Below are 22,763 nucleotides of genomic sequence, written 5' to 3'. Positions count from 1 at the left end.
TTTGCTTGAGTTACAAAGACAAGACTATATTTAATTATGAGTGGTATGAAAGATTCAGGTGTAATTGACACAGTTCGCGACAGTGAAAAGCAAAAGCTACAACCACCGCGAAAATATAAAGTTGTTTTAAATAACGACGACTACACGCCGATGGACTTTGTAATAGAAGTTTTAACGACGTTTTTTAATATGGATAGCGATAGAGCAACCGACGTGATGCTTCAGGTTCATGAAAAAGGTAAGGGTATTTGCGGTGTTTACAGCGCCGATGTAGCCCATACTAAGGTTGAACAAGTTAACCGCTACGCGCGTGATAACGAGCATCCACTGCTTTGTAGTTGTGAGCAGGAATAAATACCAATTTAATGCAATTGGTATAAATACCAATTAGGGTGATCAAACATCCGATTGTTGTGGTATAAATTATTATCTCAGTAAGGGGTTGCCAATGCTAAACAAAGACTTAGAACTCACATTAAATGCCGCGTTTCGTGAAGCGCGCACTCGCCGTCATGAGTTTATGACCGTAGAGCACCTTTTACTTGCGCTGTTAGATAATCCTTCAGCAGGAGAAGCCCTAAATGCGTGCGGTGTTAATCTTTCTGGCTTAAAAACCGAATTATTAGAATTTATTGACGAAACAACACCCGTCATCCCAGATCTAGAAGAAGAACGTGAAACTCAGCCAACGCTTGGTTTTCAGCGTGTATTACAGCGTGCGGTGTTTCATGTGCAATCGTCAGGTAAAAATGAAGTTACTGGCGTAAACGTGCTAGTTGCTATTTTTTCTGAGCAAGAGAGCCAAGCTGTTTATTTACTCAAAAAGCAAGATGTATCGCGCTTAGATATTGTTAACTTTATTTCACACGGTATTTCTAAAGCCGATGATGAGTTAGGGGATGACACCGATGATATTCATGAAGAAGTGCAAGAAGTTCAAAATGAAGAAGCAAGTAAGCTAGACAGCTTTACAACCAACTTAAACGTTCAAGCACGTGAAGGCAATATAGACCCTTTGATTGGACGCGACAGCGAAGTAGAGCGCACGGTACAAGTATTGTGTCGTCGCAAAAAGAACAACCCATTACTTGTTGGTGAAGCTGGCGTTGGTAAAACAGCAATTGCTGAAGGCTTAGCGTATCGTATTGTTAATAAGCAAGTACCAGAAGTAATTGCAGACGCTGTTGTGTACTCGCTAGATATGGGTGCGTTACTTGCGGGTACTAAATACCGTGGCGATTTTGAAAAGCGCTTTAAAAGCTTATTAAAAGAGCTACAAGCACAACCTGGGTCTATTTTATTTATTGATGAAATACATACCATAATTGGTGCCGGCGCAGCGTCTGGTGGCGTTATGGATGCATCAAACTTGCTTAAACCACTGCTTTCAAGTGGAAAGTTACGTTGTATGGGTTCAACAACTTACAATGAGTATAAAAATATTTTTGAGAAAGATCGTGCACTAGTACGTCGTTTTCAAAAAATAGATGTACTTGAACCAAGTGTTGCCGATACCACCAAAATATTAAATGGCTTAAAAGAGCGTTACGAAGAGCACCATGGTATTCGTTATACTCAAAAAGCATTAAAAGCAGCAGCAGAGCTAAGTGCTAAATATATTAATGAACGCCACTTGCCAGATAAAGCAATTGATGTAATTGATGAAGCCGGTGCAAGTCAGCGCCTGCAACCTAGCTCTAAACGTAAAAAAACCATTGGCGTGGCAGATATAGAACTAATTATATCTAAAATGGCACGTATCCCAGCGCAAAGCGTATCGTCAACAGATAAAGAAACGCTTAAAAACCTAGACCGTAATCTTAAAATGCTTGTGTTTGGGCAAGATCAATCTATTGACGCGCTTACATCAGCTATTCGTTTATCTCGCTCTGGTTTATCAAGCGAAGAAAAACCAGTTGGCTCGTTCTTATTTGCAGGACCTACCGGTGTGGGTAAAACAGAAGTCACTAAACAGCTTGCTAAATGCATGGGTGTTGAGTTTATTCGTTTTGATATGTCTGAATATGTAGAGCGCCATGCTATAAGTCGACTAATTGGTGCTCCACCAGGATATGTTGGCTTTGAGCAAGGCGGTTTATTAACAGAAGCTGTTATTAAAAACCCACATGCAGTTGTACTTTTAGATGAGATTGAAAAAGCGCATCCAGACATTTATAACATCCTGCTACAGGTAATGGATCACGGTACGTTAACCGATAATAACGGTCGTAAAGCCGATTTTAGAAATGTAGTTGTGGTAATGACAACTAACGCTGGTGTGCAAGAAACCACACGTAAGTCGATTGGTTTTACAGAGCAAGATCACACGCATGATGCAATGGGCGAAATTAATAAAGTATTCTCGCCAGAATTTAGAAACCGTTTAGATAACATCATTTGGTTTAATCACCTTGAACGTGAAGTTATTTTAATGGTGGTTGATAAATTTATTGTGGAGCTGCAATCCCAGCTTGATAAAAAATCGGTTAACCTTGAGCTTACGTCTAAAGCACGTGAGTGGTTGGCAGATAAAGGCTACGATAAAGCAATGGGTGCACGACCAATGGCACGTGTTATTCAAGAAGAGCTTAAAAAGCAATTAGCTAACGAAATACTGTTTGGTGAACTTGTTGATGGCGGTACGGTTAAAGTATCGGTTAAAGACAAGAAGATTCGGTTTGATTACGAGAGTAGCTTAACGCCAGCGTAAAACGTTAATTAAAAAATTTAGTTAAATAAAATGGCTCGCTACATAATAGCGGGCCATTTTTTTGCCCTTTTTATAGGCAACAAAAAACCCAGTAAAAACTGGGCTTTTTGTTTATTAAATGTAATTGCTAGTCAAGGTCTATCAATTACATTTAATAAACGCTTAAAGCTAGTAAAATACTAGCCAAAAACTAAATCTCGTTTACGCACTTACTTAGCGAGCACGGAATACGATACGACCTTTCGATAAATCGTAAGGAGTCATTTCTACCGTTACTTTATCGCCGGTTAAAATACGGATATAGTTTTTGCGCATTTTGCCTGAAATATGAGCCACAACTACGTGACCATTTTCTAGCTCAACTCGGAACATTGTATTTGGTAAAGTATCAAGGACTGTCCCTTGCATTTCGATTACGTCTTCTTTCGCCATGTTTAGCGTAACACCTCTTTAATAGTTAAACGCTGCAGATTTTGCCCAAAATACACCAATAAGTAAAGGCGCAGGGGCTATATTTGTAAATTAAATAGCCACCCACTCATCATTAAGCTGTTTTTGAGCTGGTAAAAACTGAGTTTTGTACTTCATTTTGTTGCATTCATCAATTTGATAGCCCAAGTACACGTATTGCTTATTTTGCTCTTTTGCAAATCTAAGCTGCTCTAATATCATCACAGAGCCTAAACTATAGTGTTCAAAATCGGGGTCGAAAAAGGTATAGATTGCAGAAATAGCGCTATTCATACAATCAGTTACGGCAACTGCGACTAAAGTATCTTGGTGCCATAGTTCAATAAATGTTATTTTGAGCCAACTGCAAAGTAAAAAGCTTTGAAACTGTTCTTTTTCAGGAGGATACATACTTCCATCCTGGTGACGCATTGTTATGTACTTACTATAAAGCGGATAGTACTCAGGTCGCTCTTGCGTCGAATATTTCACTTCAAACTGGCTTTTTGCTTTGTTTAGTTTACGTTTTTGCGATTTTGAGGGGATAAAGTCTTGTGCTAATACACGTACAGAATTACATGCACTGCATATTGGGCAATGCGGGCGGTATATTTGGTTACCACTGCGACGAAACCCTAAACCTAATAATGACTCAAATTTGTCGGTACTGTAGCAACTAGGATCTAGAATAACTAAAAGTTGTTCTTGTCTGTTGGGCAAATAACTACAGTCAAACTCTTGGGTTAAACCAACACGTGCAAGAAGTTGTTCATTCATAGATTGCGTCAAGTTCTTGTGGCTCCCACATAATAGGGTTAACGATATAGCTATGTGCAGCTTTTAGTTTAGTCAAAAATGTTGAGCGAGGAATTACTTGTGCACCGAGGGTCATTAAATAAGGGTTTTCTAACTGGCAATCAATAAAATGCGCATTGTGACGTTTAAGCCAATTTACCAGTGCCCACATCGCAAGCTTAGAGCAATTGGTTTGATGATGAAACATCGACTCGCCACAAAATACACCATTTTGCATAATGCCGTATAAGCCTCCTGCAAGCTCTCCGTTACTCCACACCTCTAAACTATGAGCAATGCCCGCATTGTGTGCATTAACGTAAGCGTTGAGCATGTCAGAAGTGATCCAGGTACCATCGGTGTCAAGGCGTTGATCGCGACATGCTTCTATCACCTCTTCAAAGGCATTATTAATGGTTACTCTCACAGGGTGCTTTTTTAAATGCTTACGCAGACTCTTACTTATATGAAAATCATCCAGTTCAAAAATCCCGCGTTCGCTCGGCGACCACCACATAATAGGCTCATCTTCACTAAACCAAGGGAATATTCCGCTTTTGTAGGCATTACTTAGGCGAGGTAAACTTAAATCTCCGCCAATTGCGAGTAAGCCATCAGGGGATTCTAATGCGTATTCCGGATTGGGGAATGCTATATCGTTTTCGCTTAATTGGTATAGCTGATTTCTCATACAGTACTTATCTTATAATTGATCGTAAAAGTGTAACTATATTTTAGGCATAAAAAAAGGGCTGAATAATCAGCCCTATAATAATTTATTTAATTGCTTATAAATTATCTAAGAAACGTTCTGCATCAAGGGCAGCCATACAGCCTGTACCCGCTGATGTGATTGCTTGACGGTAAATGTGGTCAGATACATCACCAGCAGCAAAAACGCCTTCTACACTTGTTTGAGTCGCGTTACCGTTCAATCCAGACTCTACAACTAAGTAGCCATCTTTCATTTCTAGTTGGCCAACAAACATATCTGTATTTGGCTTATGGCCAATAGCAATAAATACACCGGCTAAATCTAGCTCTTGTGTTGCATCAGAGTGTGCGTCTTTAATACGAACGCCTGTTACACCCATTTGGTCGCCTAATACTTCGTCAAGCGTGCGGTTGTAATGCATTACAACGTTACCGTTTGCTGCTTTTTCAGCAAGGCGGTCAGCAAGTATTTTTTCACTGCGGAAACTATCACGACGATGAATAACATGTACTTCGTCAGCAATGTTAGATAAGTAAAGCGCTTCTTCAACCGCCGTATTACCACCACCAACAACCGCTACTTTCTGACCTTTATAGAAAAAGCCGTCACATGTAGCACATGCCGAAACACCACGGCCTTGGAAATTAGTTTCAGACTCTAAGCCTAAGTATTTAGCAGAAGCACCCGTTGCAATGATTAACGCATCACATGTGTAAGTACCTTGGTCGCCAGTTAGTGTGAAAGGGCGCTTAGATACATCTACTTTATTAATGTGATCAAACACAATTTCAGTTTCAAAGCGTTCAGCGTGCTCTTTCATACGATCCATTAATGCAGGGCCCGTTAAGCCGTGTGCATCACCAGGCCAGTTTTCAACTTCAGTCGTGGTTGTTAATTGGCCACCTTGTTGAATGCCTGTAATTAAAACAGGGTTTAAATTTGCACGTGCTGCATATACTGCGGCAGTATAACCAGCTGGGCCAGAGCCTAAAATTAGTAGCTTACAATGTTTTGCTTCAGTCATTATTTTTTCCTAAACGTTTAATACGGTCTTTAATGCGCTCGATTCTAAGAAAAACAAGGCAGAAGTAAACAAAATCCGAGATTATTTTTTTTAGCAAATCGAAAAGCTGTGCAGTATTGTGTACTAGAGATTGTGGCTTTTGCGTTTAATAAAGTAAAGTAGCTCAATAAATAGACTAACAGGCAACAAAACAACGTTAATTCATGACCACTTTGATTTTTTTTGTTATGTTTTACCTAATTTTATTTGTCACTGATAGATTATGTGACCCAAGTGAATAGGCAACTATGTTATTTTGGCAGGAAAAACCCGCATTCGGGTTGACTTCAAAAGACGTTAACGTCTTAACCAATGCGCAAGATTACCGAACGCAATTGCTACGTTTGATCAGTAGCGCAAAAAAACGAATTTATATCACAGCGCTTTATTTACAAGATGACGAAGCAGGTCGCGAAATTTTAGAAGCTTTGCATCGTGTGTCATTAACAAACCCAGCACTTGAAATAAAAGTGCTGGTGGATTTTCATCGTGCGCAACGTGGTCTTATTGGTGCAGAGAAGTCTGACGGCAATGCAAGTTTATACTGTGACGATTTAGAAAAGTTTAAATCGAACGTACAAGTTTATGGCGTACCTGTAAAAGCTAAAGAATTATTTGGCGTATTACATTTAAAGGGTTTTGTCATTGACGATACCTTACTTTACAGCGGCGCAAGCTTAAACAACGTGTATTTGCAGTATAACGAGCGTTACAGACTCGATCGTTACTTTTTAATAACGCAGAGCGAACTGTGTGACTCAGTGGTTGATTTTATTGAGACAAAGCTAATTAGCTCCGATGCTGTGCCACGCATAGACACACGACCGCTTAAGCGTTTACAAGACTTCAAACTTGATCAAAAGCAATTAATGCGTGACTTAAAAGTCGCAAGTTACAACGCAGCAGAGCAACTAAATACGCAAGCATTAGGTATTCGTTTATTTTTGGGGCTTGGCCGTCGTAATAACGAATTAAATCGTTTAATAAAAGCGTTATTTGATACCACAGAGCAAGAGCTTGTGTTGTATACGCCATACTTTAATTTTCCGGCGCCGCTTATGCGATCACTGCGCCGTTTATTAAAGCAAGGCAAACAAGTGACTATTGTGGTAGGCGATAAAACAGCAAATGACTTTTATTTACCGCCAAGTGAGCCGTTTAGTAAAATAGGGGCACTACCTTATTTATACGAAACTATTTTGCATAAGTTTGTAAAAACGCAAAAACGCCATATCGATAACGGCAATTTAAATGTGTATTTGTGGAAAGATGGAAGTAATTCGTTTCATTTAAAAGGTATTTGTTCAGATAGAACAAAACATTTACTGAGCGGGCATAACTTAAATCCGCGTGCATGGGGCCTTGATATCGAAAATGGTATTTTAATAGAAGATCCAGAGCAAACAATTATGGATGCCATTGATAACGAAAAGCATGAAATTTTACAACACTGTCGCCGTTTAACAGGCCCAGATGATTTAGAAACGATGGATGATTACCCGCAGCCAGTTAAAAAACTACTTGGCCAAGCTAAGCGTGTAAAAGTAGATTTTATAATTAAGCGTTTTATCTAAATAAGTTTATATAAATCTGAAATTTAAATACAAAAAAAGCAGCTAATTAGCTGCTTTTTTTATGGGTTGTAGTTAGGTTGCTACATTACTTAATACCAACTTAACTACGAAACGCTAAATTATGCGTTTTCTACCGCTGTGCGTGGGTCAACATATTCCATGTTGAACGCTTGTGCTACTTCTTTGTAAGTTACTTGGCCTTTAATTACGTTTAAGCCTTTTAAGAAGTGAGCGTCATCTAGTAGCGCCTTTTTATAACCTTTATTTGCAAGGTTAATGATGAAAGGCAATGTTGCATTGTTAAGTGCAAACGTAGATGTGCGTGGAACAGCACCTGGCATGTTAGCAACACAGTAGTGAACAACTTCATCAACGATGAAAGTAGGATCAGCATGCGTCGTTGCTTTAGAGGTAGCAATACAGCCACCTTGGTCGATTGCAACGTCAACAATTGCAGAGCCAGGTTTCATTGCTTTAATGTGCTCTGCAGTGACTAGTTTAGGTGCAGCTGCACCTGGGATTAGTACGCCACCAATTACTAAATCAGCTTCTAGTACGTGTTTTTCTAGTGCATCAGCAGTTGAGTAAATAGCTTTTACTTTATTACCAAATTGCGCGTCTAGTGCACGTAATACGTCGATGTTACGATCAAGAACCACAACTTCAGCACCAAGGCCGACAGCCATTTGAGCAGCGCTACGACCAACCATGCCGCCGCCAATTACAACAACTTTAGCAGCTTCAACGCCTGGTACGCCACCTAGTAGCATGCCACGACCGTGGTTAGACTTTTCTAGCGCTTGTGCACCAGCTTGAATAGACATACGACCAGCCACTTCGCTCATAGGCGCAAGAAGCGGTAAACCACCGCGTGAGTCAGTTACAGTTTCGTATGCAATACAAATAGCTTTGCTTTTTACAAGGTCTTCAGTTTGTGGAAGATCAGGTGCAAGGTGTAAGTAAGTGAAAAGGATTTGGTCTTCACGTAGCATTGCACGTTCAACAGCTTGTGGCTCTTTTACTTTTACAATCATGTCGGCTTTAGCGAAAACATCAGCAGCAGTTGCTAAAATTTCAGCACCTGCTTGTGTGTAGTCTTCGTTAGTAAAACCAATGCCCATGCCTGCATCAGTTTCTACAATCACTTGGTGACCGTGGTTTACTAATTCACGAACACTCGCAGGAACCATACCTACACGGTATTCATGGTTTTTAATTTCTTTAGGTACACCAATAATCATAACATTTGCCTTATTAAGAACGGATTAACATTTTTCACTATTATATTCATCATAAGCCAGTGTGTCTCACCTTTTTTAAAGTGGTTTCTAGTGTTATTATCTAAATAATAAAAATAAACAGCATAAAAAACTAGTTGGTACTATGCATCAGTTATTAGATAGAATTGACCGGAAAATTTTGATGGAATTACAACATGATGGACGCCTTTCCAATGTTGAACTGGCCAGACGAGTTGGCCTAAGCGCCACGCCCTGTCTCGAACGGGTAAAAAAACTAGAACGAGAAGGTTACATATTAGGTTACAAAGCAGTGGTCGACCCTGCTAAGCTTGGGCAAGGTTTATCGGTGTATGTAGAGGTAACAATTACCAAAACATCACCCGATGTATTTGATGAGTTTAGTGCTGCTGTAAAAAAGCATGAAGAAATTATAGAATGCCATTTGGTGTCGGGTAATTTCGACTTTTTACTTAAAACACGCGTAAATGATATGTCAGAATACCGTGGCGTATTAGGCGACATACTATTGAAACTTCCAAATGTAAGTGAAAGCCGTACTTATGTAGTAATGGAAGAAGTAAAAGGTGAAGAAGGTGTAATTATTCGCCCGTATATTGCTTAACAGTATTTATAATAGGCTGACATTTGCTTTTATCTGCCTAAATTATAAAAACGTGTTCATAATCAGGCCATCAAGGTTAAGATAAAGTGCAACAAATTGCATTTCCTGCTAAGGTATTTCACTGCTAAGTAAGTGTGAATAAAATAGAATAATAAAGAGGAATAGGGAACTATGCGCCTAAACGGTGTGCAAAGACTATTAGAAACAGGGCTGATTATCAGTACCTTTACAGCAATATTTATTTTATGTGCCTTAATCAGTTTTGATCCAGTTGATCCTTCGTGGTCGCAAACTGGTGAATTTAGAAACGTAAAAAATATTACGGGCACAGCTGGTGCATGGATAGCTGACATTTTATTACTTACTTTTGGTTGGTTGGCTTATTTAGTACCTGCTGCCATTCAATTATTTGGCTACTTGTTATTTAAACAACCTCACCGCATTTTACAGCTTGATTACACTACTTTAGCGCTGCGAGTTATTGGTTTTGCTTTATTTATTACCTCAGCTACCGCTATTAGCAGTATCAACTTTGACGATATTTATAACTTCTCTTCTGGTGGGGTAGTGGGCGATGTTATTGCATCAGCCATGATGCCTGCATTTAACTTTACCGGTACATCTATATTATTGCTGTGTTTCTTTTTTGCCGGACTAACTCTATTAACGGGTGTATCGTGGGTTGATTTTGTTGATTATCTTGGCGATTTAATGGTTAGGTTTTATCGTTTTATCGTGTCGTATGCAAAAGGCTGGATGCACCGAGAACACGCTGCAGGTACAGTAAATAATAACGATGAAGTAGACGCCCATTTTGAAGACGATATAAAAGAGCAAATAGAGCTGCCTGCATCGGCTAAAAAAGCAGATAAACAAAAAGCAATTAACGAACCGCAAACGCTATTTAGCGAGCCACAAATTAGTGACGACTTTATGCCGTTTGATGAACTCGACGATATACTCGATCAAGAAATTGGCTTTAGCGCCATAGACGACGAGCCAATGGACACGGCTGCTGCATTAAATGCGCTTGATCAAAGCCAAGTTGTAGAACCTGAAAAGCCAGTTACAACGGTTGTATCACCAGCAAGGCCAATGCCTAAGCCAAAAGCAGCCTATCAGCCACCACCAACAGCAAAAGAAAAATTTGAGCAATTATTAACGCAAGAGCCACCACCGGGGCCATTACCGTCACTCGATTTACTCGATAGACCGGACAAAGCTAAAAACCCAATTTCGCAAGAAGAACTCGATACAGTATCGCGCCTAGTAGAGACAAAGCTGCTCGACTTTAACGTACAAGCAACTGTTGTAGCGGTATACCCAGGCCCCGTTGTTACACGTTTTGAACTTGATTTAGCGCCAGGTATAAAAGTGTCTAAAATTACGGGCTTGGCTAAAGATTTAGCCCGTTCGCTTTCGGCAATTAGTGTACGTGTTGTAGAAGTTATTCCGGGTAAAACCTATGTTGGTATTGAACTTCCAAATAAACACCGTGAAATAGTTCGTTTATCAGAAGTTATAAACGCCCCTAAATTTGAGCAAAATCCGTCGCCACTTACCATGGTGCTTGGTAAAGACATTGCCGGTCAGCCGGTATGTGCTGATTTAGGTAAAATGCCACACTTATTGGTGGCCGGTACAACCGGTTCGGGTAAATCAGTGGGCGTTAATGTCATGATCGTAAGCTTGCTGTACAAATCGGGTCCTGACGATGTACGTATGATCATGATTGACCCTAAAATGCTTGAGCTTTCAGTATATGAAGGCATTCCGCATTTATTGTGTGAAGTAGTGACCGACATGAAAGAAGCCGCTAACGCACTGCGTTGGTGTGTTGGCGAAATGGAACGTCGTTATAAATTAATGTCAGCATTGGGTGTGCGTAACTTAAAAGGTTACAACCAAAAAGTGCTTGAAGCCAATGAAGCGGGTTACCCAATTCTTGATCCATTATTTAAAGACACTGATGGCATGAAAGAAGGCCCCGACGAGCTAGGTAAATTACCAAGTATTGTTGTAGTAATAGACGAATTTGCCGACATGATGATGATTGTAGGTAAAAAAGTAGAAGAACTTATTGCACGTATAGCCCAAAAGGCACGTGCGGCAGGCATTCACTTAGTGCTTGCTACGCAGCGTCCGTCGGTAGATGTAATTACTGGCTTAATTAAAGCTAATATTCCAACACGTATGGCGTTTCAGGTATCGAGCAAAATAGATTCACGGACAATACTTGACCAACAAGGCGCCGAAAACTTACTAGGTATGGGCGACATGCTTTATTTACCGCCAGGCACTAGCGTACCAGAGCGTGTGCATGGCGCGTTTGTAGACGACCACGAAGTACACGCCGTAGTAAACGATTGGAAAGCGCGTGCTAAACCAAATTATATTGATGAAATACTCAATGGTGATGCCAGTGAAGATATTTTATTACCAGGTGAAGCTAGCGAAAACGCAGATGAAGAATCAGACCCGTTATACGACGAAGCTGTGTCGTTTGTAATTGAAACCGGCAAAGTATCGGTATCGTCAGTGCAACGTAAATTACGTGTTGGCTATAACCGCGCAGCACGTTTAGTAGAACAAATGGAAACATCGGGTATCGTGAGTTCACCAGGTCATAACGGTGCTCGCGATGTATTAGTGCCTAATGGAGCAAATTCATGAAAAAAGTTAACGCCTTATTATTAGTATTAGGCAGCGTACTTGCCGCACCAAGCTTTGCTGACGGCAGCCAAGCATTACAAGACAGACTTGCCACTTTAAAAAGTTTCAAAGCGCAGTTTGCACAAAAAGTAACAGACAAAGAAGGCCAAGCTGTTATGCAAGGCGAGGGCACAATAGCGCTTCAACAGCCTATGATGATTCGCTGGCAGCAAACAAACCCAGACGATACGTTATTTGTATCAAACGGTGATAAAACTTATTACTTCGACAGCTTTGCTGAGCAAGTAACGATTATGAAAACCAGCGGTTTAATCGATTCAACACCGTTTGTGTTACTTACCTCAAAAGATCCAGCACAATGGGAAAAGTACAGCGTACTTGCAACAAATACAGGTTTTAGCGTAACACCGAATAAAGGCGTAGAAAGCCAAGTTGAGCAACTTGATATAACCTTTGCAGGTAATGAGCAAGGCCTTGCTAAATTAGTAGTTACCGACAATTCAGGGCAGTTATCGTCATTTACATTTAATGATGCACAAGTTAATGCGCCGCTTGATAAAAGCACGTTTGAATTTACGCCTCCCGAAGGTGTTGAAATAGACGATCAGAGTAACGGTGAGTAATTTAGGTTTTAACTTTGGGCCTGATGTACGCCCACTTGCCGCGCGTATGCGCCCTACAACGCTTGATGAATACATTGGTCAGCAGCATTTATTAAGCGCTGATAAACCACTGCATCAAGCCATTGTCGCAGGGCGATGCCATAGTTTAATTTTATGGGGCCCGCCCGGTGTTGGTAAAACAACGCTTGCGCAAATAATTGCCAACCATGCTGATGCCTCACTTATTCAAATGTCAGCGGTAACCGCAGGCGTAAAAGATATACGCGATAGCGTAACGCAAGCGCGGGACAACCTAGAAAGCCGTGGCCAACGAACCCTTATGTTTGTTGACGAAGTTCACCGCTTTAATAAATCCCAACAAGATGCCTTTTTACCGCACATAGAAGACGGCACCTTTATATTTGTAGGTGCAACCACAGAAAACCCATCGTTTGCCCTTAACAACGCTATATTGTCGCGAGCACGCGTGTATGTTTTAAAATCGCTTGCCGATACCGACTTATATACCGTAATAGAACGTGCACTTAAACAAGACGAGCAGCTAAGCCAAAAGCACATCACTATTGCTGACAACGCTAAAAAGGCACTGTGCCAAGCAAGTGGCGGTGATGCGCGTAAAGTACTTAATTTACTTGAACAAGCAGTTGACTTAACAACCGAGCAAAATGGTCAATACAACGTAGATGAGCACGTACTTAGCCAAGTGCTACCAACGCACTTAGCTAAATACGATAAAGGCGGCGATGAATTTTACGATTTAATATCAGCCTTTCACAAATCAGTACGAGGTAGCTCCCCCGACGGTGCATTGTATTGGTATTGCCGAATTTTAGCCGGTGGCGGCGACCCTTTATATGTAGCAAGGCGATTACTTGCCATTGCAACAGAAGACATTGGCAACGCCGATCCGCGCGCAATGGAAGTGGCTTTAAATGCGTGGGATATATTTCAACGTGTTGGCCCAAGCGAGGGCGAGCGTGCAATTGCACAAGCCACACTGTACTTAGCCAGCGCACCTAAAAGTAATGCGGTGTATATGGCGTTTAATCAAGCAAAAGCTGATGCTCAAAACGAGCCAAGTTACCCAGTGCCAGAGCACCTGCGTAATGCGCCAACCAACTTAATGAAAGACTTAGGTTACGGCGCTGAGTACCGTTATGCGCATAACGAAGAAGGCGCATTTGCCGCAGGAGAAAAATATTTACCACCAGAAATGGACGGCAAAGAATATTACTTACCGAGCGAGCGCGGACTTGAGCAAAAAATTAAACAAAAACTCGATTACCTAAAAGAGCGCGATGCGCAAAGCCCACTTAGACGATACGAAAATGATTAAACTTTATATGATGATCGCCCTTGGCGGAGCCTCAGGTGCGTGTTTACGGTTTTTTATTAGCGAAAGCATGCTAAAACTCCTCGGTAGGGGATTCCCTTTTGGCACGTTGACGGTTAATATTCTGGGTTCATTGTTAATGGGCATTTTGTACGGTTTGATAGATAAAGAAATTATCACCGCAAGCCCCGCTAAAACCCTTATCGGTATTGGCTTTTTAGGTGCATTAACCACCTTTTCAACATTCTCAATGGACTCGTTGTTGTTATTACAACAAGGTCACTTTATTAAAATGGCCCTCAATATCATCTTAAACGTGATGGTGTGTATTTTTATGGCTTGGCTGGGCCTTCAGCTAGTAATGCAAAAAGGTTAAAAAACTAACATGTTAGATTCTAAATTTTTACGTCAAGACATCGAACAAACTGCAGCACGTTTAGCGGCGCGCGGTTACGAACTCGATGTAGCGACGGTAACGGCACTTGAAGAAAAACGCAAAACATTACAAGTAAAAACGCAAGAACTTCAAAGTCAACGTAATGCAAGCGCAAAAGCAATTGGTCAAGCCAAAGCAAAAGGCGAAGACGCACAGCCACTACTTGATGCAGTAGCTAACTTAGGCAGTGAGCTAGACGCCGCTAAAACTGAGCAAGACGAAGTACTAGCCGCAATTAACGACATTGCTTTAGCAATTCCAAACTTGCCAGACGAGTCAGTACCTGCCGGTAAAGACGAAGATGACAACGTTGAAATTTTAACGTGGGGAACACCTAAAAAATTCGATTTTGAAGTTAAAGACCACGTTGATGTAGGCCAAGACTTAAACGGCTTAGATTTTGAAATGGGCGTTAAAATTAGTGGCGCACGCTTTACAGTAATGCGCGGTCAAGTAGCGCGTATGCACCGTGCTCTAACGCAATTTATGCTAGATACACACGCAGACAAAAACGGCTACACAGAAATGTATGTACCGTACTTAGTAAATAGCGCAAGCCTTTACGGCACAAGCCAATTACCTAAATTTGCGGGCGATTTGTTCCACACATTAGGCCTTGTAAACGACGATGGCGAACAACAAGCTGGCTTTAGCTTAATTCCTACAGCTGAAGTACCGCTTACAAACAGCGCACGTGACGAAATTTACGACGAAAGCGATTTACCAATTCGTTTAGTTGCCCACACTCCGTGTTTTAGAAGTGAAGCAGGCAGCTATGGTCGCGATACACGTGGCTTAATTCGTCAGCATCAGTTTGATAAAGTTGAACTTGTACAACTTGTAAAACCAGAAGACTCAATGGCAACGCTTGAAGAGTTAACAGGTCACGCAGAGCAAATACTACAAGCACTTGACCTACCATACCGAAAAGTAATTTTATGTATGGGCGACATGGGCTTTGGCTCAGCTAAAACATACGACTTAGAAGTATGGTTACCTGCACAAGACACATACCGCGAAATTTCATCATGTTCAAACATGGCTGACTTTCAGGCGCGTAGAATGCAAGCACGTTTTCGCCGTGAAGGTGTTAAAAAGCCAGAGTTACTACATACACTAAATGGTTCAGGCTTAGCCGTTGGCCGTACACTCGTAGCCATACTAGAAAACTACCAACAAGCCGATGGCACAGTAGTAGTACCAGAAGTATTACGGCCATACATGGGTGGACTTGAAGTAATTGGTAAACAATAAAAATCAAGTTTAAGTTATGCAAGTTTTAAGCTTGTAAATCTTAATACGAAAGCCGCTGTTTGTAATAAACAGCGGCTTTTTTGTTTTAAGTTAAAGGTAATAAGGTTCAGTTAATATGTAGGACGTGCTTTAGCGCGTTATAGTTCTTTAACAAAAATATGCACCTTTCTTTTTTATCAGTTTCTAGCGCTAGATTTTGCGAGTTTACAAAATGGTTTAAACATAACATAACTTCACTTGAGTATCTCCCATAGAGCCAGGGTGGTAATCCGGCCTCACAAGCAAGTTACTGTGAAAATCTAAACCGGCATCATGCAGTCATTTTCATGCGTGTAATTTAGGTTTAAGAGTGCCAATGATTTATTTAATGAGTCAAATGAAAGTAATTCAGTGGTAGATTTTTATCTGTTCAATTAGAGTAGCTGTCCTGTTTAAATACTGTCTAAATACAAATACGATTGTGCTAGCTATCGACATCATGGGCATGATCCAAACCAGTACCGTATGAGTGACGAAACCATCGAACGCGCCAAAAATGCTACAGGAAGACACTTCGTAGAAGGTTAGAACAAGGGGCGAAATTCCCCTTGTTTAATTAATATATCATTAGAAAATATTTGAAAAGAAATTGCCTATCGACTTCGCAGCAGTTGCAAATTGATCTGTAATCCAGCTCCAAGCTTTACTTAGTGCGTTTATTACTTTGCCAACGACTTCAATTACAATATCTGCTACAAAATTTGCAGCACTCACGATTCCTTGTGTCATAGTGTCTGTTACTGACAATATACCATTTTGAAGGTTTGGGTGCTTTTCACCAAGTTCAGAAGCTTTATCAAATGCTGCATTGATTACTTTTTCACTTGCGGCTAACGCTTTTTTACGACGATCTTCCATTTGTTGTTTGAATCTAGCTTGATCACTTTCAGAGTTATTACTATTAATATATTCCTCTGAGGAAGCGTTAACACTAACTTGTGTTGTGGCTGAAAAGTCACTTGTCATAGCTTGTACATTGGAAACAGTATCTCCCATGACTTCTACTAACTCTTCATTTTCGCCTTCTGATCTTTCTGATGAAGATGCTACTTTTAGTCGAGATAAGCCAAACCCTGTTACCCGTTTCGTGTTGCCTAGCTGGAGTAAATAGTGCTTTCTCATTTCTTCTATAGTTGATTTAAAACTAATGTTTTCAACTTCATTATTTGCTGTGATTTCCATACAATAATCCTTTTAATTTTTGATTAGTTAGCTTTCGAATGACACCTTGTTTTTAAAGTGGTTAATAAATTCCACTGCATTAATTGGTAGCCGCTGTATTATTCAGATTTTTCTATTTTCCTGAACACTGCTCTGTGGCTACGGATAAATAATAGTTTTTTGTTTTGAATTATCTATTACACTGTATTACACGAAATCCTCGTTGTGATATTTAGAAATTCTAGGGTCAGATATTTAGCGAAATAACACAGACACATATGGTCACTCCGCCTGAGTCAAATTTTCGGGGGGCTATTCTTTTACAGAACCCAAATAAACTAGATGCACATATAAACTAGACACATATAAACTAGACAACCACCTTAATTTTTTAGAAGTGAAGCAGGCAGTTATGGTCGCGATACACGTGGTCTAATTCGTCAACACCAGTTTGATAAAGTTGAACTTGTACAACTTGTAAAACCAGAAGACTCAATGGCAACACTTGAAGAGTTAACAGGTCACGCAGAGCAAATACTACAAGCGCTTGAACTTCCGTACCGTAAAGTGATTTTATGTATGGGCGACATGGGCTTTGGCTCAGCTAAAACATACGATTTAGAAGTATGGCTACCTGCTCAAGACACATACCGCGAAATTTCATCATGTTCAAACATGGCAGATTTTCAGGCGCGTAGAATGCAAGCACGTTTTCGTCGTGAAGGTGTTAAAAAGCCAGAGCTACTACATACACTAAATGGTTCAGGCTTAGCTGTTGGGCGTACACTAGTAGCAATACTAGAAAACTACCAGCAAGCCGATGGTTCAGTAGTAGTACCAGAAGTATTACGCCCATACATGGGTGGACTTGAAGTAATTGGTAAGCAATAAAAATCAAGTTTAAGTTAAGCAAGCTTTAAGCTTGTAAATCTTAATTAGAAAGCCGCTGTTTGCAATGAACAGCGGTTTTTTTGTTTTAGGTTAAAAAAGGTAATAATAAGGTTCAGCTAATATGTAGGACGTGCTTTAGCGCGTTACAGTTATTTGACAAAAATATACGCCTGTCCCTTTTATCAGTTTCTTGCGCTACATTTTGCGAATTTACTAAATGGTTTAAACATAACTTCACTTGAGTATCTCCCATAGATCTAGGGCGTTTGAATATTATTAAAGCGGATATAGGCAGTTATCCAAAACAGATAAGCTTCAATAGTGCTCTTTGTGCAGTTTGTAACAATAGTGATTGCTATACACATGGCCTTTAATTGTTGTTAGAAAGAGAGATTTCATAAAATAATAACCAACCTTTAAATGCGCTGTGTGCATGGACTGTGTTTTGTCCAATAACATTATTAAAAGTCGTTTTGGTGTATTTTAACAACGAGCATTTTATAACATACGTAATTACTTGTTTACATTAGAGTTATTTAGTGGAATTATTGAGCCATGTAATATACGCCGTTTTGGGGTGTTATAAACCCCCGAAGTGGTGTTCTATATGACGTTAGCTTTCGGAAATAGTATGCAGATTAATCACAAACCTGTCGTTACCTTTTTAATATGCATAGTTACTGTTTGCGTATCGTTTTATGTCGCTTATCAAATTAGTGGCTCGGTCCTCGGTAAATCAAGAATAACGGAACTTACTAATTTTGGTGGATTAACTGTAGAGGGTATAAAGCACCTTGAAATATGGAGGCTAGTATCTTCTCAATTAATCCATGTCCATCAAAAGCATATGATCTACAATGTATTATCTATTTTATTCTTGGGTATTATTATTGAGCGAACCGTTGGTTCTAAGTACATGTTAATTATTTGGCTTTTTGCAGGTTCTATTGGAACACTATTTAGTACTCAATTTACACCTCCACCATGGAATGTAGGTACAGGTGCATCACAAGCTGCTTTTGGCTTGGCAGGTTTTGGCTTATTTTTGATTTTTAGTAAAATTCAACGAGGGTATATATTCTTATGTGCTATCGTTTTTGCACTTATACCAGCGTTATATTTAGATTTTAAATCCGTAGGTTATCCAAAAGCAGGGCACTCTCTAAGTTTTGTTATTGGTTTCGGTCTGGCTATCTATTATTTCTATAATGTTAAACAGAAACTCGTTCAAGTGGCACCAGAAAGCTAATCGGGTAGCCGGAGGTCTCTAATCTCCAGCCCCACACCACCCATCATGCGGGTCCGCAATGGGCGGTTCATCTCCCGTAATGAATACCGATCCAAATATCTCTCAATGTAGGATAACAGTGACATATATGGACGCTCCCTTGAAGTCAAGACGAGCCGATGTATAAACATCTAAGTTGGTGCTTTTATTCATTATCATGTATTCCATTTCGCAGTAATGATGCGTCACAAGCTTGCTAAAAAGCAAAGGTACTGACATATATTCGAGCTATGGTGTCATGATTATCATGCGCCATGCTCCTAATGAGCTTCGTACCAAGGGACCTAAAAAATATTCACCCAAACGAGATTGAATCTCGTAAAAGTTAGGATGACACCCATACTAATTATTACGAAATAAGCCAACAAAAACAGCATGAAGAGTGCATTATTATAAATAATGGATCACGTAAGAAGCTGAACTATGTAGATAAAATGAAAGTGAAAATAGACAGCCCCATAGGTCGACGACAGCTATTTATTAACGAATGGTAAACGACTCGGCTGTATACCGCCTGCTTTCCTCTAAATAAAAAGCTGCAAAATAATACTATATATTAAGAAGGTTAAGTGCTTTTACCCTAAATAAAAGCCACTCAAGTACCCGTAATCCTGTCCAAAACGCCAATTAAGACAACACCAAATTCCCACTTTATATTCTGCATAAAATACAGTGATCGATTGAACCAAAATAGGAACTCAGCTATGGTTTGTTTATCAATAAGAACCACAATAAACTGACACCCATCCTATTTTTTGCAGTTTAGTGAACTAAGTACTAGGCTTTTATCAGTGTGAAAAATAAGCAGGGTGTCTTATGGCAATCGCAAGAAAGCGCCAAGTAAGTTTGGTTGATACAAAGTACTACCATTGCATATCACGTTGCGTACGCCGTGCATTTTTATGTGGGGAAGACCACTTTACAGGTCAATCCAACGAGCATCGACGAGGCTGGGTTGAAGACAAACTGCTTGAGTTAGCCAAGGTATTTTGTATTGACGTCTGTGCTTATGCTGTCATGAGCAATCATACGCACTTAGTGTTGTATGTTGATGACAAAAAAGCGAATCGGCTGAATGATAAAGCGATTGTTATTCGCTGGCACAAGCTGTGTAAAGGCACTGTACTTACGCAAAAATACATACAGGGTGAAAAGCTAAGTAAAGCTGAACTTATCTTTTTTAATCAAACAGTAAAACAATATCGCGAGCGCCTATCAAGTATTAGCTGGTTTATGCGGCTATTAAATGAAAACATTGCTCGCAGAGCAAATAAAGAAGATAACTGCACTGGCCGTTTTTGGGAGGGACGATTTACGTCTCAAGCATTATTAGATGAAGCAGCCCTTGCGGCCTGCATGGCGTATGTTGATTTAAACCCCATTAGAGCCAAAATGGCTAACACCCCAGAAGAGTCAGACCATACCAGCATCAAACAGCGTTTAACGTATGCAAAGGATGGCAAGCAACCAAAACAACTACTGCGCTTTGCAGGCATGCCACGTCAAATTATGCCAAAAGGGCTGCCGTTTGAGCTTAAATCGTACCTTGAACTTGTTGAGCTAACAGGGCGCTGTATACGAGAATACAAACGTGGTTATATTGAAAGTACACACTTACCCTTACTCGAAAGAGTTAATATCTCCCCAGAAAACTGGTTAAAACTCACCACACAATTTACGCGTGTATTTCATGGTGCAGTCGGCAGGCCAGCCTCACAAGAAGGTTATTGTGAAAACTTAAAGCGAAAGCGGCGAGCGAATATCAGTAACTGCGAAAAGCTACTGGCATAAAACTTAAACTACTCAGTAAAACTATTCAGTAATAAATCACAACTGCATTATGCAGTCATTTTCATGCGTGTAATTTAGGTTTAACAGTGATAATTGCTTATTTAATGTGTAACGCGCGGGTAAAGATATAAAAAGAGGTGAACTCTTAGCCCAAAAAGTAAATTTAGTGGCGCGCTAGATTAGTTTACAATTGGAGTGGCTGTCTAGTTTAATGTGCTTGTCTAGTTTAATGTGCTTCACAAGAAGGTTATTGTGAAAACTTAAAGCGAAAGCGGCGAGCGAATATCAGTAACTGCGAAAAGCTACTGGCATAAAACTTAAACTACTCAGTAAAATTATTCAGTAATAAATCACAACTGCATTATGCAGTCATTTTCATGCGTGTAATTTAGGTTTAACAGTGATAATTGCTTATTTAATGTGTAACGCGCGGGTAAAGATATAAAAAGAGGTGAACTCTTAGCCCAAAAAAGTAAATTTAGTGGCGCGCTAGATTAGTTTACAATTGGAGTGGCTGTCTAGTTTAATGTGTGGCTGTCTAGTTTAATGTGTGCATTTTCAGCTGCAGGTGTTATTTTTAAACTTCCATTCATCCGCCTAGCTCTTGTATTAATAACTTTTATTTATTTAGCCCGTGGTGTTGCAGGGTTCTTTTTAATAAATAACCCTATGGGCTGACGAATCCCCAAAACGTGACAGGCACAGCAATTTATGATCTTATGTAAATCACCACAACCCACATAAGTCACAACTGCTATGCCTGACACATCAGTTTGCCATAAGTACTTTAAACATGCATTAGCGCCATTCAATAATGCCAGAGTAAAAACATTACTAAGCTGCAGTAATGCATTAATTTCGGGCAATAAACTTACCTTAACTGAAATCGGCAGAAATTTGTCTGGCGCTGTGGATGTAAAACATAAAATAAAACGCGTTGTTCGCTTCTTAAAAAATACTCACCTCTACAATGAAAGGGTCGCTATCTATAAAGCATTAGCTCATCCTATTATCGACTCTTTACCAATGCTTGCAATTGCCGTTGACTGGAGCGGTGCCTGTGGTCACGACTATCACTTACTGCGAGCAAGCTTACTTGTGGATGGGCGCTCTATCGTGATTTATAACATGATTGTTGAGCAGAAGAATTTTGATAGCCCAGCAACCAACAGCCTGTTTTTAGATGAACTTTATGAAGTGCTTGGACGACATCCTAGTGTCTATATTGTAACAGACGGCGGCTTTCTTACGCCTTGGTATAGTAAAGTACGCGAACTTGGTTGGCATATGATAGGTCGATTAAGAGGCTCAATGAAGTGTAAACTAGCCATGCAATCACAATGGCATACATTAAAACAACTTAGGGCTGGTGCCAGCGATATACCAAAGGCGTTAGGTCAAGCACGACTAACTCAGTCCAGCCCGACAGCATGCGATGCATTTTTACACGTATATCATGGAAAAAATAAAGGAAGAAAAGGAAAAAGCAGATTTACGAAAGATACAAAAATGTATCAAAACTTAGCGAAAGAGCCATGGTTACTCGCGACATCAGACAATACAATGACGAGTAAGCGAGTAGTTGGTTTATATAGTAAAAGAATGCAAATAGAGCAAAATTTCCGCGATGACAAAAGTTTGAGATATGGTTTTTCGTGGCGTTTTAGTAAAAGCACCGGCATAAATAGAATAGGAATATTATGCTTGATAGCCACAATAGCGAGCACTGCGTTATGGTTTATAGGGTGTGAAGCAGAAAAAAGAAAGTGGCATATAAAATTTCAAGCAAATAGTGTTAAGAATCGCCGAGTTCTTTCATTTTTAACCTTAGCCAAGCAAGTCATAAAGCTATGTAAGAGACGTATTACACAAAGCTATATAGAAAAAAGTTTAAAAAACTTTATTTTTAATTATCAAAAAGAGGCCGCTGGATAAAGTGGGGATCCCTCAGCCCTATGGGGCGTTCGCCTGAATTTTGGGTTTGGAGTTCTATTATTTGTTTATCTTTTGGTATTGTTCACCTTGTTGGTTTAAAACAACAATGGGCAAGCTTGTGAGTAGAGTGTAATCTAATAAAGAATCAAACGAGGGCTATTACAATTGG

18 protein-coding genes and 1 pseudogene are annotated in these 22,763 nt (G+C 40.0%); 13 read left to right on the top strand and 6 right to left on the bottom strand.

Features of this window, described 5'->3' with window-relative positions:
- Positions 1-45 precede the first annotated feature (45 nt).
- Positions 46-354: an ATP-dependent Clp protease adapter ClpS gene (gene clpS / locus AOR04_RS09985; RefSeq protein WP_007375663.1), complete on the top strand. Its 309-nt coding sequence runs from the start codon at positions 46-48 to the stop codon at positions 352-354.
- 94 nt (positions 355-448) lie between these two features.
- Entirely contained in the window at positions 449-2,710 is a 2,262-nt protein-coding gene (gene clpA, locus AOR04_RS09980) for an ATP-dependent Clp protease ATP-binding subunit ClpA (RefSeq protein ID WP_096793236.1), read from the top strand.
- A gap of 213 nt (positions 2,711-2,923) precedes the next feature.
- On the opposite strand, the gene infA is transcribed toward clpA, so the two are convergent.
- The 4 genes from infA to trxB all read right to left on the bottom strand — a co-directional run bounded on the left by infA (position 2,924) and on the right by trxB (position 5,694).
- Positions 2,924-3,142: a translation initiation factor IF-1 gene (gene infA / locus AOR04_RS09975; protein ID WP_002962494.1), complete on the bottom strand. Its 219-nt coding sequence runs from the start codon at positions 3,140-3,142 to the stop codon at positions 2,924-2,926.
- A gap of 90 nt (positions 3,143-3,232) precedes the next feature.
- A complete protein-coding gene (locus AOR04_RS09970; RefSeq protein ID WP_096793235.1) occupies positions 3,233-3,937 on the bottom strand; it encodes an arginyltransferase in 705 nt (234 codons plus the stop codon).
- Positions 3,930-4,646: a leucyl/phenylalanyl-tRNA--protein transferase gene (aat, locus tag AOR04_RS09965; RefSeq protein WP_096793234.1), complete on the bottom strand. Its 717-nt coding sequence runs from the start codon at positions 4,644-4,646 to the stop codon at positions 3,930-3,932. The genes AOR04_RS09970 and aat overlap by 8 nt, the downstream gene beginning before the upstream one ends.
- A 97-nt stretch (positions 4,647-4,743) precedes the next feature.
- Positions 4,744-5,694 (bottom strand): thioredoxin-disulfide reductase, encoded by a 951-nt coding sequence (gene trxB, locus AOR04_RS09960; protein WP_096793233.1) that lies wholly within the window; start codon positions 5,692-5,694, stop codon positions 4,744-4,746.
- Positions 5,695-5,981: 287 nt separating this feature from the next.
- Here trxB and pssA point away from each other — a divergent pair, with 287 nt between their 5' ends.
- A complete protein-coding gene (gene pssA / locus AOR04_RS09955) occupies positions 5,982-7,307 on the top strand; it encodes a CDP-diacylglycerol--serine O-phosphatidyltransferase (protein WP_096793232.1) in 1,326 nt (441 codons plus the stop codon).
- A 119-nt stretch (positions 7,308-7,426) separates the two neighbouring features.
- On the opposite strand, the gene ald is transcribed toward pssA, so the two are convergent.
- Positions 7,427-8,548, bottom strand: a complete 1,122-nt coding sequence (ald, locus tag AOR04_RS09950) for an alanine dehydrogenase (RefSeq protein WP_007375670.1) — start codon at positions 8,546-8,548, stop codon at positions 7,427-7,429.
- A gap of 142 nt (positions 8,549-8,690) precedes the next feature.
- On the opposite strand from ald, the gene lrp reads away from it, so the two are divergent.
- The 6 genes from lrp to serS all read left to right on the top strand — a co-directional run bounded on the left by lrp (position 8,691) and on the right by serS (position 15,489).
- On the top strand, positions 8,691-9,170 hold the full coding sequence (lrp, locus tag AOR04_RS09945) for a leucine-responsive transcriptional regulator Lrp (RefSeq protein ID WP_033014887.1): 480 nt from the start codon (positions 8,691-8,693) through the stop codon (positions 9,168-9,170).
- A 171-nt stretch (positions 9,171-9,341) separates the two neighbouring features.
- The gene (locus AOR04_RS09940) at positions 9,342-11,843 is read left to right on the top strand and encodes a DNA translocase FtsK (RefSeq protein WP_096793231.1); all 2,502 of its coding nucleotides are present in this window, start codon (positions 9,342-9,344) and stop codon (positions 11,841-11,843) included.
- Positions 11,840-12,466, top strand: a complete 627-nt coding sequence (gene lolA / locus AOR04_RS09935) for an outer membrane lipoprotein chaperone LolA (protein ID WP_096793230.1) — start codon at positions 11,840-11,842, stop codon at positions 12,464-12,466. The genes AOR04_RS09940 and lolA overlap by 4 nt, the downstream gene beginning before the upstream one ends.
- Positions 12,459-13,802, top strand: a complete 1,344-nt coding sequence (locus AOR04_RS09930; RefSeq protein WP_096793229.1) for a replication-associated recombination protein A — start codon at positions 12,459-12,461, stop codon at positions 13,800-13,802. Before lolA ends, AOR04_RS09930 begins: the two co-directional genes overlap by 8 nt.
- Entirely contained in the window at positions 13,795-14,175 is a 381-nt protein-coding gene (gene crcB / locus AOR04_RS09925; RefSeq protein WP_021032117.1) for a fluoride efflux transporter CrcB, read from the top strand. Before AOR04_RS09930 ends, crcB begins: the two co-directional genes overlap by 8 nt.
- Before the next feature lie 9 nt (positions 14,176-14,184).
- Positions 14,185-15,489 carry a serine--tRNA ligase gene (gene serS / locus AOR04_RS09920; RefSeq protein WP_096793228.1) on the top strand — a complete coding sequence of 435 codons (1,305 nt, stop codon included), beginning with the start codon at positions 14,185-14,187 and terminating at the stop codon, positions 15,487-15,489.
- A 606-nt stretch (positions 15,490-16,095) separates the two neighbouring features.
- Here the strand turns inward: serS and AOR04_RS09915 are convergent.
- A complete protein-coding gene (locus AOR04_RS09915) occupies positions 16,096-16,710 on the bottom strand; it encodes a hypothetical protein (RefSeq protein WP_033040169.1) in 615 nt (204 codons plus the stop codon).
- 369 nt (positions 16,711-17,079) lie between these two features.
- Here AOR04_RS09915 and AOR04_RS09910 point away from each other — a divergent pair.
- The 4 genes and pseudogenes from AOR04_RS09910 to AOR04_RS09890 form a co-directional block, all read left to right on the top strand.
- A pseudogene (locus AOR04_RS09910) lies at positions 17,080-17,580 on the top strand (aminoacyl--tRNA ligase-related protein); the annotation flags it as partial.
- Between the two features lie 631 nt (positions 17,581-18,211).
- Positions 18,212-18,829, top strand: a complete 618-nt coding sequence (locus tag AOR04_RS09900) for a rhomboid family intramembrane serine protease (protein ID WP_232525463.1) — start codon at positions 18,212-18,214, stop codon at positions 18,827-18,829.
- 855 nt (positions 18,830-19,684) lie between these two features.
- A complete protein-coding gene (locus tag AOR04_RS09895) occupies positions 19,685-20,659 on the top strand; it encodes a transposase (protein ID WP_096793226.1) in 975 nt (324 codons plus the stop codon).
- Between the two features lie 756 nt (positions 20,660-21,415).
- Positions 21,416-22,594, top strand: coding sequence for an IS4 family transposase (locus AOR04_RS09890; RefSeq protein ID WP_096793225.1), 1,179 nt, complete (start codon positions 21,416-21,418; stop codon positions 22,592-22,594).
- Positions 22,595-22,763: the final 169 nt, after the last annotated feature.

It is taken from the genome of Pseudoalteromonas sp. 1_2015MBL_MicDiv (assembly GCF_002407505.1).
Lineage (GTDB): Bacteria > Pseudomonadota > Gammaproteobacteria > Enterobacterales > Alteromonadaceae > Pseudoalteromonas > Pseudoalteromonas fuliginea.
The sequence above is the reverse complement of the archived record's forward strand: the minus strand, read 5'-3'. Positions and strand labels throughout refer to the sequence as shown.

Coding starts and splice junctions, on each gene's coding strand:
- AOR04_RS09900 (WP_232525463.1), top strand. CDS start 18,212: ATGCAGATTAATCACAAACCTGTCGTTACCTTTTTAATATGCATAGTT.
- AOR04_RS09970 (WP_096793235.1), bottom strand. CDS start 3,937: ATGAATGAACAACTTCTTGCACGTGTTGGTTTAACCCAAGAGTTTGAC.
- ald (WP_007375670.1), bottom strand. CDS start 8,548: ATGATTATTGGTGTACCTAAAGAAATTAAAAACCATGAATACCGTGTA.
- clpS (WP_007375663.1), top strand. CDS start 46: ATGAAAGATTCAGGTGTAATTGACACAGTTCGCGACAGTGAAAAGCAA.
- serS (WP_096793228.1), top strand. CDS start 14,185: ATGTTAGATTCTAAATTTTTACGTCAAGACATCGAACAAACTGCAGCA.
- pssA (WP_096793232.1), top strand. CDS start 5,982: ATGTTATTTTGGCAGGAAAAACCCGCATTCGGGTTGACTTCAAAAGAC.
- aat (WP_096793234.1), bottom strand. CDS start 4,646: ATGAGAAATCAGCTATACCAATTAAGCGAAAACGATATAGCATTCCCC.
- clpA (WP_096793236.1), top strand. CDS start 449: ATGCTAAACAAAGACTTAGAACTCACATTAAATGCCGCGTTTCGTGAA.
- AOR04_RS09940 (WP_096793231.1), top strand. CDS start 9,342: ATGCGCCTAAACGGTGTGCAAAGACTATTAGAAACAGGGCTGATTATC.
- AOR04_RS09915 (WP_033040169.1), bottom strand. CDS start 16,710: ATGGAAATCACAGCAAATAATGAAGTTGAAAACATTAGTTTTAAATCA.
- lrp (WP_033014887.1), top strand. CDS start 8,691: ATGCATCAGTTATTAGATAGAATTGACCGGAAAATTTTGATGGAATTA.
- trxB (WP_096793233.1), bottom strand. CDS start 5,694: ATGACTGAAGCAAAACATTGTAAGCTACTAATTTTAGGCTCTGGCCCA.
- lolA (WP_096793230.1), top strand. CDS start 11,840: ATGAAAAAAGTTAACGCCTTATTATTAGTATTAGGCAGCGTACTTGCC.
- AOR04_RS09895 (WP_096793226.1), top strand. CDS start 19,685: ATGGCAATCGCAAGAAAGCGCCAAGTAAGTTTGGTTGATACAAAGTAC.
- crcB (WP_021032117.1), top strand. CDS start 13,795: ATGATTAAACTTTATATGATGATCGCCCTTGGCGGAGCCTCAGGTGCG.
- AOR04_RS09890 (WP_096793225.1), top strand. CDS start 21,416: ATGCCTGACACATCAGTTTGCCATAAGTACTTTAAACATGCATTAGCG.
- infA (WP_002962494.1), bottom strand. CDS start 3,142: ATGGCGAAAGAAGACGTAATCGAAATGCAAGGGACAGTCCTTGATACT.